We start from the raw sequence: 13,840 nt of genomic DNA on the forward strand, positions 1-13,840 counted from the left end.
AGCTATAAATGAACACTTTTACATGTAACACCATCTTAATCAATACTTTTGAAATAAAATAAAAATATATTTTCACCCAATCTTTTTGCTTTTTATTTATTTTCAAATTACCTTTTAACCTCATTACGAACTTAAGAAATGGGTGAAATATTAATATTCAAGATAAAAACGGCATTTCTTATAACAGAAATGTCTTCAAAATATTTAATAAACCTAGGTAAAAACATTAAAACCTCTGTCTTTTATAACATCCTGCTCCATATTCCTGGGGCAGTTTATTTTTTGTGTAAAGATGTTAAAAGCGCACTTTGGATGGTTTACACGAAAAAGGAAAACCTTTCCTATTCTAATAAAATTAAAAATTATGCGCTTTAAATTACCAGCTATGTCCATTTAAAGAGTGTGTTGAATTACAAAGTAACGTTCATTATTTTATTATTATAAATTACCAAAACAAAACCGATACATCATTAAAACACTACTATTATGAAAATCAAAAAGGTTCTGGTTGCCAATCGAGGAGAAATAGCCATTAGAGTACTTCGTGCTTGTTCCGAATTAAGTATTGCCACAGTAGCAATTTACACGTATGAAGACAGATACTCCCAACATAGAAATAAAGCGGATGAATCTTACCAAATAGGAGACGACAACCAGCCTTTAAAACCTTATTTAGATATTGAAGCGATCTTGGATTTAGCAAAATCCAAAAAGGTAGATGCCATACATCCAGGGTATGGTTTTTTAGCCGAAAACTCACAATTTGCCAGAAGATGTGCCGAAAACAATATTATTTTTATTGGTCCAGATCCAGAGATTATGGATGCTCTGGGAGATAAAATTACTGCAAAAAAAATAGCCGTTAAGTGCAACGTCCCTATTATTGAAAGCAATAAGAAAAATTTAACTTCATTAAAAATAGCTAAATCTGAAGCTGCATCTATTGGGTATCCGTTAATGTTAAAGGCTGCTTTTGGCGGTGGCGGTCGCGGAATGAGGCTTATTAAAAGCGCGACAGATTTAGACTAGAATTTTATTTCTGCCAGTAACGAAGCCTTAAATGCCTTTGGAGATGGCACGATGTTTTTGGAAAAATATGTGGAAAACCCAAAGCATATTGAAGTACAAATTGTAGCCGACAAACATGGTAATATCCGTCATTTACATGAAAGAGACTGTTCGGTACAACGTCGTCATCAAAAAGTAGTGGAAATTGCACCATCATTCAATGTTTCAGATTTAGTGATACAAAACCTTTTTAAATATGCACTTGCTATTGCCAAAGAAGTTAATTACAACAATATAGGAACTGTAGAATTTCTTGTAGATCCAAAAGACAATATCTATTTTATTGAAGTCAACCCTAGAATTCAGGTAGAACATACAGTTACAGAAATGGTTACCGGTTTCGACTTGGTTAAAACACAAATTTTTATTGCTGGAGGTTATAAATTATCAGATGAGCAAATAAAAATATTCGATCAAGCTAGTATTTCCACATATGGATTTGCTTTGCAATGCAGATTAACTACCGAAGACCCAGAGAATAATTTTACTCCAGATTACGGAAAGGTAACAACTTATCAAAGTGCTTCAGGAATGGGTATTCGTTTAGATGCTGGAAGTATTTATCAAGGCTATAAGATAAGTCCGTTTTTCGATTCCTTGTTGGTAAAAGTTTCTGCGCATGGAAGAACTTTGGACGGTGCCACACGTAAAATGGTTAGAGCCTTGAAAGAATTTAGGATAAGAGGTGTTAACACAAACATTCACTTCCTACAAAATGTTATTCAACATAAAAGCTTTTTAAATGGTAAGGTTACAGTCAATTTTATACAAAACACGCCTAGCTTATTTAAAATTAAATTACCACAAGACAGAACTTCAAAAGCGGTAAAATATCTGGCTGAAGTTAGTTTAAATGGAAATCCAGATGTAAAATTTAAAGAAGACAATAAAATCTTTAGAAATGCTAAAGTCCCTAAATACAGCATGTCTTCTCCATATCCAAAAGGGACCAAGGATTTATTGACCCAGTTAGGTCCAGAAGCCTTTTGTCTCTGGTTAAAAAACGAAAAAAAAATACACTTTACAGATACCACCATGCGAGATGCACATCAATCGTTACTTGCAACCAGAATGAGAAGTTTTGATATGCTTAAAGTAGCTGAAAGTTTTGCCAAAAACCATCCAAATACTTTTAGTATGGAAGTTTGGGGAGGTGCTACTTTTGATGTTTGTCTACGCTTTTTGCATGAAAGTCCTTGGACACGTTTACGCGAATTACGAAAAGCAATACCAAACATCCTATTACAAATGTTACTTCGTGGCTCCAATGGTGTGGGTTATAAAGCATATCCAGATAATTTAATTGAAAAATTTGTTGAAAAATCCTGGGAAAATGGCATAGATATTTTTAGAATTTTCGATTCTCTAAATTGGGTAAAAGCCATGGAACCAAGCATCAATTACGTTCGGAACAACACAGGTGGTATTGCAGAAGCCGCTATTAGTTATACAGGAGACATTATGGATCCTAAGCAAACAAAATACAGCCTGAAATATTACACTGCGCTAGCAAAAGATCTAGAAAATGCTGGCGCACACATGATAGCTATAAAAGACATGGCTGGATTACTTAAACCTTATGCTGCTACAGAACTGGTTTCTGCCTTAAAGGATGCAGTAAAAGTACCCATTCATTTACATACACATGATACTTCCTCATTACAAACAGCCACCTATTTAAAAGCTATTGAAGCTGGCGTGGATGTGATTGATGTGGCATTAGGCGGCCTATCTGGTTTAACCTCGCAGCCAAATTTTAATGCCATTATAGAAATGATGAAATTTCATGAACGTGCGCATGACTTTAATATGGATACTTTAAATCAGTTTTCAAACTTTTGGGAAGACACAAGAGACATGTATTATCCGTTTGAATCTGGTTTAAAAGCAGGAACTGCCGAGGTTTTTCAACATGAAATCCCTGGAGGGCAATACTCCAATCTGCGCCCACAAGCAACTGCTCTAGGCTTGGGAGACCGATTTGATGATGTTAAAAAAATGTATGCAGAAGTCAATACTTTGTTTGGAAACCTAATTAAAGTAACACCTAGCTCGAAAGTAGTTGGTGATATGGCAATTTATATGGTAACCAACAATTTAACTCCTGAAGATATCATGACCAGAGGTGGGGAAATCTCATTTCCCGAATCGGTAATTAATTACTTTAAAGGAGATTTAGGGCAGCCCGTGGGAGGCTTCCCTAAAAAGCTTCAAAAAATTGTTCTAAAAAACAAGAAAGCATATACCGATAGACCGAATGCACATTTAAAACCTATAGATTTTAAAGAAGAATATGATGCCTTTAAAAAGAAATTTCAGAAGGGATTTACTCGTGCTATCGAACTAGAGGATTTTTTGTCCTTCACCTTATATCCTAAGGTTTTTGAACAAGCACATGAAAATTATAAACAATATGGAAATCTTGCATTGATACCTACAAAAAATTTCTTTTTTGGAATGAAACCTGGAGAGGAAACCTTAATTGAGTTAGAAGTTGGAAAGACCATAATTGTGAAACTGCTTTCTATTAGTATTGCAAACAAGGAAGGCATGAGTACTGTTTTCTTTCAAGTTAATGGAGAGAATAGATTTGTTGAAGTTTTAGATAAATCCTTAAAGATAATTAAAGAAGAAAACATAAAAACAAACCCTGATGATGTCAATCAAATTGGTGCTCCATTACAAGGTTCTTTATATAAAATATTGGTAAAAAAAGGTCAAATAGTGAAAGAAAACGATGCTTTATTTGTTATTGAAGCCATGAAAATGGAAACAACTGTTACAGCATTTAAATCTGGCAAAATTAAATCTATTACGTTAAAAGATGGTACTATGGTAAAACAAGATGATTTAATAATTATTATGGAATAAGGCATTCTATAGTAGTTATCATGAAACAATAGTTAAAAAACTTATGCCTGTTTCATGTCTAATTTATGGCCATTAAATTAATAAAGAATTTAGGTAAAAACATCAATCATTCCATATAGTTACCAGTTACTTTAGAAACACAATAAACCCCTCCTCCATCCATGGCAGCAACACAACGGTTACAGGTATCGCAGATATTTAAATTGCTTGACTTTTGATGTAAATTATTCACAAAGTTATTGTCGTGAATTAACGCGCGACCAATTTGCACAAAATCAAATCCAGATTGGAGTACTACTTCAACATCTTCGGGAGTTTTAATACCTCCAATATAAATAACAGGAATGTTTACAACAGCTTTTAACTTTTTAGCTTCTTCTAAATGAAACAGTCTGGTATATGTATATTCTTGGACCATGAGTTTTCCAAATAAGGCCAATCCCAATTTCATGAACCAGCTTGATTGATTTGCAACCATTTCGAAAATTGGCAATCTCCCACGAAGCATTAAAAATGGTGTTTTAGATGTAAATCCACTACTTGGAATAAGTGCACTTGCCCCAGCAGTTTCAAAGGCTTTGGCTATTTCAATAGCTTCATTTATTTCTAGACCTCCTTTGATACCATCGTACAAGTTCATTTTAATAAGAATAGGAAAGTCTGCTCCAACTTGCTGGCGAATGCCATGGATAATTTCAAGAGGAAAACGCAATCTATTTTCTAGACTGCCTCCATATTCGTCTTTACGTTTATTGGTGTAAGGAGACAAAAACTGACTTATTAAATAGCCATGTCCTGCATGGATTTCAACAGCATCAAAACCGGCATCTATAGCCATTGAAGTTGCATTTACAAAATCGGCTATTTTTTCTTCAATGTCTGCAACCTTCATTTTTTTAGCAAAAGACATTCTAAAGAGATTGAATTTTGGCGATGCACCTAAAGGTCTTTTGCCAATAACTTTTTTACTTGCAAAATATCCACAATGTCCAAGTTGTATGGATGTATAAACTCCTTCGGCATGCACTTTAAAGGTTAACTTTTTCAACTCTGGAATAAGTTTTTTGCGCATCCACATTTCATGGTCATACGCACGTCCATCGTGACTCACAGAACAATAAGCAACTGTTGTCATGGCTATTCCACCAGCTGCCATCTTTCTATGATGTTCAATAAGTTCTGGAGTAACACCTCCATTTTGAGACATGCCTTCAAAACAACCGGCCTTAATAATCCTGTTTTTTAAAACAAGATTTCCTAGATTCCCTGTACTTAATATGTTGTTTATTTTTTTATTCATTTAATACCAACTATTCATCCTTATAAAATTCCATTTTTTTTCTTTTTCTCATAGCCCAAACTGCAGTTGCCGGGATAATCATTAATGTAGGAAGGATAGATGCGAGTGGTTTTGGGGTTCCTTTTAAAAAATGCATCACACTAGTAAGAATCAGAGTTATTACCGTTGGAATAAAAATAGCCATCCCTACTGCTAAGTTTCGTTTTTTAATATGAATGGCAATGTATTCGCAACCTTTCATTAAAAATCCACCAAAAATAAAGGTATAAATACCTTGTTTTAAAGCAGCCGTAAAGGATTCTGTAACAAGGTAGGTAGAAAAATAATTAATACAGAAAACAATTGTTCCCATAAAAACAGCACCGGCGAGCCCTATTTTATAGTCGAAAAATTTATTTGAAATGTATTTCATATTTTTATATATGAGAAATATCGGTAAATATTAATGATTATGAAACGATATCCGATAAATTTATTTTCACTTTAATATCTAATAGATGTCCGTTAAATTAAAAAACCACCTCGAAAATCAAGGTGGTTTCTATCAATAAAAATTGGTTGGTTACTTGCTTAATCGCCACTTAACTCTTTGTTATACTCCCAAATTTCATCAAAAGTATCTTTAAACAGATTATCTCTAGTATCTATTAAACCTTGAAAACTGTTTTTTCCGTTTATTTTTTCATATGCCTCTATAAAACTTGGTCCTTCAATATCGAACTCTGCCCAGTTTTTACTAAAATTAACCGAAGCAACATGGCGGCCTAGATTTCCTTGTATAAATTCATTATAATACAAACCCCAAGGATTATCTCCTGGCAAGGATTTTATGGTTGCACTTACTTTCTTAAAAAAGTCCTTCATTAAATACTGGTTGTTGTCTTCAATTTCCATGATTCGCACAAATAAAATAGGGTATTCCATAGTTTTTCCAGTAAACATGCTTGTGTTGGATAAGTCATCATCTTGAGTCCAATATTCCACCGTTTCGATTTTTTTCACATAAGGCAACACATTGTCTCTCCAATCGACATCATGAGCTCCTTTTGGTCTGGAGTCGTTGTGCTTAAACATCATTGGACCCATTTGCCAAATAATACTTCCTGAATTTGGTCCAGTTGAAATGGTGTAAACAGTGGCTTTATAAGGCCCATTTTTATGATACTTTTCGTTGTGGTTCCTCATATTCTCACCAAATACTTTAAGCTTGGCTAGATCTGGAGTTAACATAACGGTTTCCCACATGGTATAATTTTTCTTGTCTTGAGCATTGGTTTGGAATGAAACTCCCAAGACCATGACTAACATCGTGATTGATGCGATACATTTTTTTAACATAATAATTTAATTTAAATGATTAATAGCTGTATTTGCAGCGATTGCAAATGGTAATTACAAATTTTAAATGACTGTCTGTTTTATAATAAATGGCGAAATATTAAAGCCAATTAAAATGAAGGTTCAGCTTTGGAGTCATTTAAAGATATGCTATTAACAAGCATTAAATCAAGCGACTATGTACGAAACAGTTTGTTTTTTGTCCGAAAGAAGGGATTTACTTATCTAATAAAAAGTGATTGTTCCAGTTTATTAATAAAATATTTAATCAGATTTATTTAATCTCTGTCTTAATTAAATATGTATTGTGAAGCACTTTTAAACGAAAGTTTTTTATAAAACGAAAAAATCTCTTTCACAAATTAATTCCTTCAAAATTCATCTATCTTTGTCGTAAATATATCAGCATGTCATTTAAAGACTTACAACTTATCGATCCTCTTTTAAAAGCTATTGAAGAACAAGGTTATAAAACACCTACTTTAGTTCAAAAAAAAACCATCCCTTTTGTTTTAGCTGGAAAAGATGTTATAACCTCAGCACAAACAGGAACTGGAAAAACAGCCGCTTTTGCTTTGCCAATTTTGCAGTTGCTTTCCAATAAGCAAGATCCCACAAAAAGAGGAAAAACAATAAAAGCATTGATAGTAAGTCCTACCAGAGAATTAGCCTTACAAATTGGCAACAATTTTAATGCTTATGCCAGACATACCAATTTACGTACAACGGTAATTTTTGGTGGAACTCCTATAGAGCCTCAAATAGATGTTTTAACTAAGGGTGTTGATGTTTTAGTGGCAACGCCAGGACGTTTAATCGATTTACAGAAACAGGAAGTTGTTAATTTAGATCAGGTTGAAATTCTGGTTTTAGACGAAGCCGATTTAATGTTAGACATGGGTTTTATAGACGACGTTAAGCATATTGAAAGCTTATGTCCGAAACAAAAACAGATTTTATTATTTTCTGCTACCATCCCCTATAAGGTGGAACAATTAGCCAATACCATATTAAATAATCCAGAGCGAATTGAAATTACGCAAAGCTTATTTGCAGCTAATCCAATTGGACAAGTGTTGTATTATGTACCAAAACGCAATAAAATAGAATTGTGTTTGCATTTGTTACGAAACGAAATAAAAGGCAGTATTTTAATTTTTAGACGCACCAAATTTGGAGTTGATAAATTAGAGCAAACCCTAATAAAAAACGAATTTCAGGTTGAAACGCTTCATGGTGACAAATCTCAAACCGATAGACAAACTGCTTTGAAAAAGTTTAAAAGTGGACAAGTAAATATTCTTATTGCTACAGATGTTGCGGCAAGAGGGATTGATATTAATGAGTTGGATGCCGTAATTAATTTCGATTTACCAAATATTCCAGAAACCTATGTTCATAGAATAGGAAGAACTGGGCGTGCTGGAAATTCTGGGATGTCGTATTCCTTTTGTGGAGCAGACGAAATAACGTATGTACAAACCATTCAACAATTAATACAGACCCAGATTCCTGTTGAAGAAAACCACCCATATCCTTTAGATCCAAATACTAAATCAATTAGTCATAAATCGAATCAAACAGATAGCAAAAATAAAAAAGGCCGAAAAAGTGCAGCTTCAAGAAAGAATAAGAAGCGTTGGTATTAATTTGGTGTATGTTTTTAAATTGTTTGGAATTGGGTTGTTAGAGGTTTAGTCTTTTATTAAAATAACTTTTCAATAAGGGGATTTGTACACAAATCATAACTCCAAAAAGTACTAAGGCATACCATGTGGAATGGGACACTTTTATTCCTGAAAACAAATTGGGGAGATTATATTTAGTCCATGCACTAAAATCTATAGCTTCAAACCATTCACTATTTTGCGAATTTCCAGAAACAAAAACATAACCTATTAGCGTTAAAACACTTAAAACTAAAATTTTCCATCCCGTTTTAGAAATTAATGGCTTATAAACTGTAGATGTACTTTTAGAATCGGCAGTTATTTGTTGCATCACATTTGTGGTGAAATTAAAAGAAGGTGATTCTAAAACAGCTTGCTTCATGACATCTTCAACCAATTTATCTAGATGTTTATTTTCTTTATTTTTCATAATGTGCAATTATTTCTGGTTCTAATCTATCTTTTAAAATACGTGCTAGCTTTTGTCTGCTTCTAAATAATTTCACCTTAACATGATTAGCAGTAATACCAATAATTTGAGATATTTCAGTTAAAGATTGTTCTTCAAAATAATAAAGAGTTACTAAAAAACCATCTTCACTTGGCAATAAACTTATACATTCTTGAATGGCCTGCAAACGTTCTGCTTCAACCATGTTTTCAAGAGCATTATCTATGGTATATACATGTTTTTCAGTAAACTCATCAATAGAATCAACTTGCTGCTGCCTTTTATTTTTTTTAAGTCTATCTAAACAGGTATTATAAGTTACTTTATAAATCCATGTAGAAAACTTAGAATCTCCTTTAAACTTCTTTAAGGATTTAAAGATTTTTATAAACGTATCTTGACTAACTTCTTCAGCTTCTTCTCTATTCTTAAGCATTCGCAAGGCTAATGTAAACACTAAGTCTTTATATTGGTCAACCAATACCCCAAAGGCATTGGTGTTTCCTTCAAGCACTTGATTGATTTGGTTTTGATCTTTGTTAGTCGTCATTTGTGTTTTAGACGACATGTTTTGGTCTTTGGTTACAGATGAAAAATAAAAATATTTAGAAAAAGTTGTAACCATAATAAAAAGCTTGTCGTCATATGCTATGAACACATTAAATTTAATCAATTAAAAACAAACAGTCATGGGATCAGAATTAATTATCATTCCAATTATATTTGGAGCAATTTTCGGAGTTTTTTATTTATTCTTTTCAACAAGAAACAAAGAACGTTTAGCACTTATAGAAAAAGGTGCAGATGCGAGCATATTCATGAAAGGCAGACAAAGTACAGCTCCAATATGGAAAGTATTTATTTTAAACCTTGCGCTATTATTAATGGGAATTGGACTGGGAACATTATTAGCTTCCATTTTAGATACTTATACCTCTTTAGATAGCGAAGCCGTTTATCCTGCAACTATTTTCTTTACAGCAGGTTTAGGCTTATTTTTTGGTTTTAAAATGACTAAAAATCTAGACAAGGAATAACTTATCATCATCAAATAAGTTTTAAATCCTACTAGTTATATAATTAGTAGGATTTTTTTTAAGGTCATTTTAACCAAGAAGTTTCATTTTTGTTTCATAAGAAACTGTATCTTTAAAGTTCATTTATACTAGTCGCTTTAAATTTATGTGCAGACAAGCCTTTCTTCTTGTAATATTACTTTTTTCGGTTTTTGGTTTTTCGCAAACTAAAATCATCGATTCCCAAACAAAACATCCGGTATCTTATGCTACTATTTCATTTGGAAATGGTCAAGGAGTTTTCGCTGACGATGAAGGGCAGTTTCTTTTTACAGAAAAAATATATCCAGATGTGGACTCGCTTTTTGTTTCTGCTTTGGGGTTTAAAGATTTAAATATTTCTACTGAAAATTTACCAAAGATTCTTGAATTACAACCCCATATCGATCAATTGGATGAAATTGTTGTTCGTGCCAAATTGGACAGAAAATATAAAGAAGAAACCATAAAAGCTTATTTGGATGACGACTATCACAAATGTTGGCTTCCAACGATAGAATCTGAAATAGCTGTGTATTTTAAAAATGAAGATGATAAACTAAAGAAGCTTTCTGAAATTCATTTCCCAATTGCTTTAGAATCGGTAGATTGGAAAAAAAGACATAAATCGAATGCTGAGAAAAAACCTTTTTCAACCTTATTTAAAGTGAATATCTACCATAACGATAATGGCCGTCCAGGAAAACCCTTAAGCTACCAAAACATCGTTTTTAGAGCTACCGAAAAAGATGGCGACCAGTTTACTTTAGATGTATCCGCATTCGATATTTACATTCCAGATTCCGGTTTATTTGTTTCACTTCAGGTCTTGGGTTATGCAGATAATGCTGGGAAATTATTACCAAATAAAAAATACAAGGAAATAAAATCTGGCGGAGCTTTAGTTAAAATTCCAACAAATTTCAGGCCTCTTCTTCCTTTTACCAACGAAATTCCAGAAAACAACACCTTTATTAAACGTGTGTTTTTACACGGAAACCAATGGATTCAATTTAAAAAAGGACATTTTACCGATTCCAGTTTATTGAATGCTGGCTTAACCAATTATGGAATGGGACTAACTTTTAAAGTTTATAAAGATGAATAACCCTTGGCATTTATATCTCATGGCAGCCATTTATGTGTTTGCCGGTATCATGCATTTTATAAAACCAAAGATGTATATGCGCATCATGCCAAAATATCTACCAAATCATAAATTGATGGTTTTATTAAGTGGGTTTGCCGAAATATTATTAGGTCTAGCTTTATGTTTTGACGCAACAAGAACGTTTGCTATTTATGGTATTATAAGTATGTTACTTGTGTTTCTACTGGTTCATTTTTACATGCTTTCTAGCGAAAAAGCGGGCGCTGGTATTCCAAAATGGGTTTTAATATTACGCCTACCACTTCAATTTATACTTATGGCTTGGGCTTATTACTATCTGTAGTTTGTTTTTGAGTCTAAAAAAAACGAACTTCGTAAGCAGCAAATATCAATTCACTTTTAGAACATTTTTACTATGAAAACTTCTTTCAGATTTTTATTCAGTTTCCTATTTATTTTAAGCGTTACCATGTCTTTTTCACAAGAAAAAGCTGTTCCGGTTTTCGAAAATGGAGAAGCTCAAATCGTTCCAGCATTCAGTAATGCTGAAGGATGGATTAGACATGATTTATGGGTTGAAACCGAATTTGACACCGATGGAGATGGTAAATTAGATCGCATGCACGTGTCTGTAACTAGACCTCTGCAAACAGATTCCGAAGATTTAAAACTACCTGTTATCTATGTTTCGAGTCCTTATTTTGCTGGAGTTGCTAGAGATGTCGATGGCTTATTTTGGGATGTAAAACACGAGTTAGGTGAAGCTGCTAAAGAACGTGTTCATCCAGAAGTAAAAAGAACTGGAGAACGACCAATAATTTCAAATTCACATATATTAAAATGGGTTCCTCGAGGTTATATCGTGGTTCACTCCTCTTCGCCAGGAACAGGACTTTCGGATGGTTCTCCAACAGTTGGAGGCGAGAACGAATCTCTTGCTCCAAAAGCTGTTATCGATTGGTTATGCGGACGAGCAAAAGGATATACAGAAAGAGATGGCAACGAAGAAGTAAAAGCCTATTGGTCTACTGGAAAAGTAGGCATGACAGGAACATCATATAACGGAACGTTACCATTAGCGGCTGCAACTACAGGTGTTGAAGGTCTTGAAGCCATTATTCCTATTGCGCCAAATACTTCCTATTACCACTATTACAGATCGAATGGTTTGGTAAGATCTCCTGGAGGTTATTTAGGAGAAGATATTGATGTGTTATACGATTTCATTCACAGTGGAGAGGAATCGAAACGAGCATATAGCAACAAAGTTGTAAGAGACACCGAAATGAAAAATGGGCTGGACAGAATTACTGGAGATTATAATGATTTCTGGGCTGGACGTGACTATTTAAATCATATGAAACCCATGAAAGCTGCTTTACTGATGGCGCACGGATTTAACGATTGGAACGTGATGCCAGAACACAGTTATCGCATTTATGAAGCTGCAAAAGAACAAGGCATTCCTTCTCAAATATATTATCATCAAAACGGTCATGGTGGACCACCTCCAATGACTATGATGAACAGATGGTTTACGCATTATTTACACGGGATAGATAATGGTGTAGAAAATGATGCCAAAGCATGGATTGTAAGAGAGAATGATTCTCCTGAAAACCCAACTGCATATAAAGAATATCCAAATCCAGATGCTTCAGAAGTTACTTTGCATTTACTTAAAGGAGGTTTGGAAATAGGAAACCTAAGCACTAAAAAATCTAAAAAACAAGGGCATGAAACCTTGATAGACGATTATAATATTTCTGGAGACGATTTAGCGCAAGCTGACAGTTCTAAAAACCGTTTATTGTATGTAACACCTACACTTATTGATGATGTACACATTTCAGGATTACCTAAAATAACCGTCAACTTAGCCAGTAGCAAACCTGCAGCTAATTTATCTGTTTGGTTGGTATCCTTACCTTGGAATACAGATAAAGATGCAAAAATTACAGACAATATTATTACACGTGGTTGGGCAGATCCTCAAAACCATAAATCGCTAACTGAAAGTGAACCTTTAGAACCAGGGAAATTTTATAGCATCACTTTCAATTTACAACCAGACGATCAAATAATTCCTAAAGGGCAACAAATTGGATTGGTAATTTTTTCGAGTGATAGTCAATACACCATCTTGCCAAAACCTGGCACAGAATTAACCATTGATTTAGACAAAACCACACTTAGTTTACCTATTGTTGGTGGCGAAAAAGCTCTAGAGAAATCTTTAAAAACAAATTAGAAAAACTCACGATATTGCATCATTCTAAAATCCAGGGTATTAAACTCTGGATTTTTTTGTTTCAGCTGCTTATACAAAGGCATGCTTCCAACTGCTCTGTTAGCGGCTCCAGATGGTGCTGTTAAGGATACAGTTGTTATAATACGTGGGTTGTTTTTACTCGATAAGATATCAAATTGATGGATTCTTGGAACTTGATTGGAAATTAATTCCAGTTTCAGATGATTGTCTTTTAAATGTTTTCTGAAAAAATATTCAGGTCCATTTTTACTGTTTCCCCCTGTAAACAATAACGTATCCACGTTTGGAAATTGTTTTAAATATCCTATTAAATCCCTTAAAATAATATTTTGCATCCCTAAATCGGAAGCATCTATTTTTTCACGTTCGGCACTTTCAACGATATCACAAATTCCAATTCCTCTCTCAATTAAAAAATTTTTCCGTTGACTAACAGCTTCCTCTGTGGTTTCATATTTAAGATTTAGTTGAAATATTTCATCTAAAATTTTCCATAATTGACCATCGCTACTACCATAACAAAAATCGACATCTGCTGGTTTTAAATCACCAACAGTAAACCTGGGAGGTGGTAAAGTGCCTACTATTAATTTTGTAGCATGCTCTGGTATAAATGGTTTATATGGATGATAATGTTTAAACATAAATGTCTTGAATTATAAGCTTAATTATTGTATTTTAAGTATCTGAAATAAAACACATAA

Annotated in this window: 12 protein-coding genes and 1 pseudogene; 7 read left to right on the forward strand and 6 right to left on the reverse strand. The window is 33.6% G+C overall.

Going from position 1 to position 13,840, the window contains the following annotated elements; genetic code table 11:
• Positions 1 to 138 precede the first annotated feature (138 nt).
• Positions 139 to 375 (forward strand): hypothetical protein, encoded by a 237-nt coding sequence (locus VKY47_RS13300; protein ID WP_324313312.1) that lies wholly within the window; start codon positions 139 to 141, stop codon positions 373 to 375.
• A 111-nt stretch (positions 376 to 486) separates the two neighbouring features.
• A pseudogene (locus VKY47_RS13305) lies at positions 487 to 3,939 on the forward strand (pyruvate carboxylase).
• Positions 3,940 to 4,045: 106 nt separating this feature from the next.
• Here the strand turns inward: VKY47_RS13305 and VKY47_RS13310 are convergent.
• The 3 genes from VKY47_RS13310 to VKY47_RS13320 form a co-directional block, all read right to left on the reverse strand.
• On the reverse strand, positions 4,046 to 5,239 hold the full coding sequence (locus tag VKY47_RS13310; RefSeq protein WP_324313314.1) for an NADH:flavin oxidoreductase: 1,194 nt from the start codon (positions 5,237 to 5,239) through the stop codon (positions 4,046 to 4,048).
• A gap of 10 nt (positions 5,240 to 5,249) precedes the next feature.
• Positions 5,250 to 5,651 carry a hypothetical protein gene (locus tag VKY47_RS13315; protein ID WP_324313316.1) on the reverse strand — a complete coding sequence of 134 codons (402 nt, stop codon included), beginning with the start codon at positions 5,649 to 5,651 and terminating at the stop codon, positions 5,250 to 5,252.
• 158 nt (positions 5,652 to 5,809) lie between these two features.
• Complete coding sequence (locus VKY47_RS13320; RefSeq protein WP_324313318.1) at positions 5,810 to 6,577, reverse strand: hypothetical protein; 768 nt, start codon at positions 6,575 to 6,577, stop codon at positions 5,810 to 5,812.
• 407 nt (positions 6,578 to 6,984) lie between these two features.
• Between VKY47_RS13320 and VKY47_RS13325 the strand changes: the two genes are divergently transcribed.
• Positions 6,985 to 8,226, forward strand: coding sequence for a DEAD/DEAH box helicase (locus VKY47_RS13325; RefSeq protein WP_324313319.1), 1,242 nt, complete (start codon positions 6,985 to 6,987; stop codon positions 8,224 to 8,226).
• A gap of 37 nt (positions 8,227 to 8,263) precedes the next feature.
• Here the strand turns inward: VKY47_RS13325 and VKY47_RS13330 are convergent, their stop codons facing one another.
• Together VKY47_RS13330 and VKY47_RS13335 are read right to left on the reverse strand one after the other, a co-directional pair.
• Positions 8,264 to 8,677, reverse strand: coding sequence for a hypothetical protein (locus tag VKY47_RS13330; protein ID WP_324313320.1), 414 nt, complete (start codon positions 8,675 to 8,677; stop codon positions 8,264 to 8,266).
• On the reverse strand, positions 8,667 to 9,248 hold the full coding sequence (locus VKY47_RS13335) for an RNA polymerase sigma factor (RefSeq protein WP_324313361.1): 582 nt from the start codon (positions 9,246 to 9,248) through the stop codon (positions 8,667 to 8,669). The genes VKY47_RS13330 and VKY47_RS13335 overlap by 11 nt, the downstream gene beginning before the upstream one ends.
• Before the next feature lie 139 nt (positions 9,249 to 9,387).
• On the opposite strand from VKY47_RS13335, the gene VKY47_RS13340 reads away from it, so the two are divergent.
• The 4 genes from VKY47_RS13340 (at position 9,388) to VKY47_RS13355 (ending at position 13,115) form a co-directional block, all read left to right on the forward strand.
• Entirely contained in the window at positions 9,388 to 9,735 is a 348-nt protein-coding gene (locus VKY47_RS13340) for a DUF6249 domain-containing protein (RefSeq protein ID WP_324313321.1), read from the forward strand.
• Between the two features lie 145 nt (positions 9,736 to 9,880).
• Positions 9,881 to 10,861, forward strand: coding sequence for a peptidase associated/transthyretin-like domain-containing protein (locus tag VKY47_RS13345; protein WP_324313322.1), 981 nt, complete (start codon positions 9,881 to 9,883; stop codon positions 10,859 to 10,861).
• Positions 10,854 to 11,207: a DoxX family protein gene (locus VKY47_RS13350; protein ID WP_324313323.1), complete on the forward strand. Its 354-nt coding sequence runs from the start codon at positions 10,854 to 10,856 to the stop codon at positions 11,205 to 11,207. The genes VKY47_RS13345 and VKY47_RS13350 overlap by 8 nt, the downstream gene beginning before the upstream one ends.
• A gap of 126 nt (positions 11,208 to 11,333) precedes the next feature.
• The gene (locus VKY47_RS13355) at positions 11,334 to 13,115 is read left to right on the forward strand and encodes a Xaa-Pro dipeptidyl-peptidase (protein WP_414731231.1); all 1,782 of its coding nucleotides are present in this window, start codon (positions 11,334 to 11,336) and stop codon (positions 13,113 to 13,115) included.
• Here VKY47_RS13355 and VKY47_RS13360 read toward each other — a convergent pair.
• Positions 13,112 to 13,780, reverse strand: a complete 669-nt coding sequence (locus VKY47_RS13360) for a uracil-DNA glycosylase family protein (protein WP_324313326.1) — start codon at positions 13,778 to 13,780, stop codon at positions 13,112 to 13,114. The genes VKY47_RS13355 and VKY47_RS13360 overlap by 4 nt on opposite strands.
• Positions 13,781 to 13,840 lie beyond the last annotated feature (60 nt).

This window comes from Xanthomarina sp. (genome assembly GCF_035306705.1).
Classification (GTDB): domain Bacteria; phylum Bacteroidota; class Bacteroidia; order Flavobacteriales; family Flavobacteriaceae; genus Xanthomarina.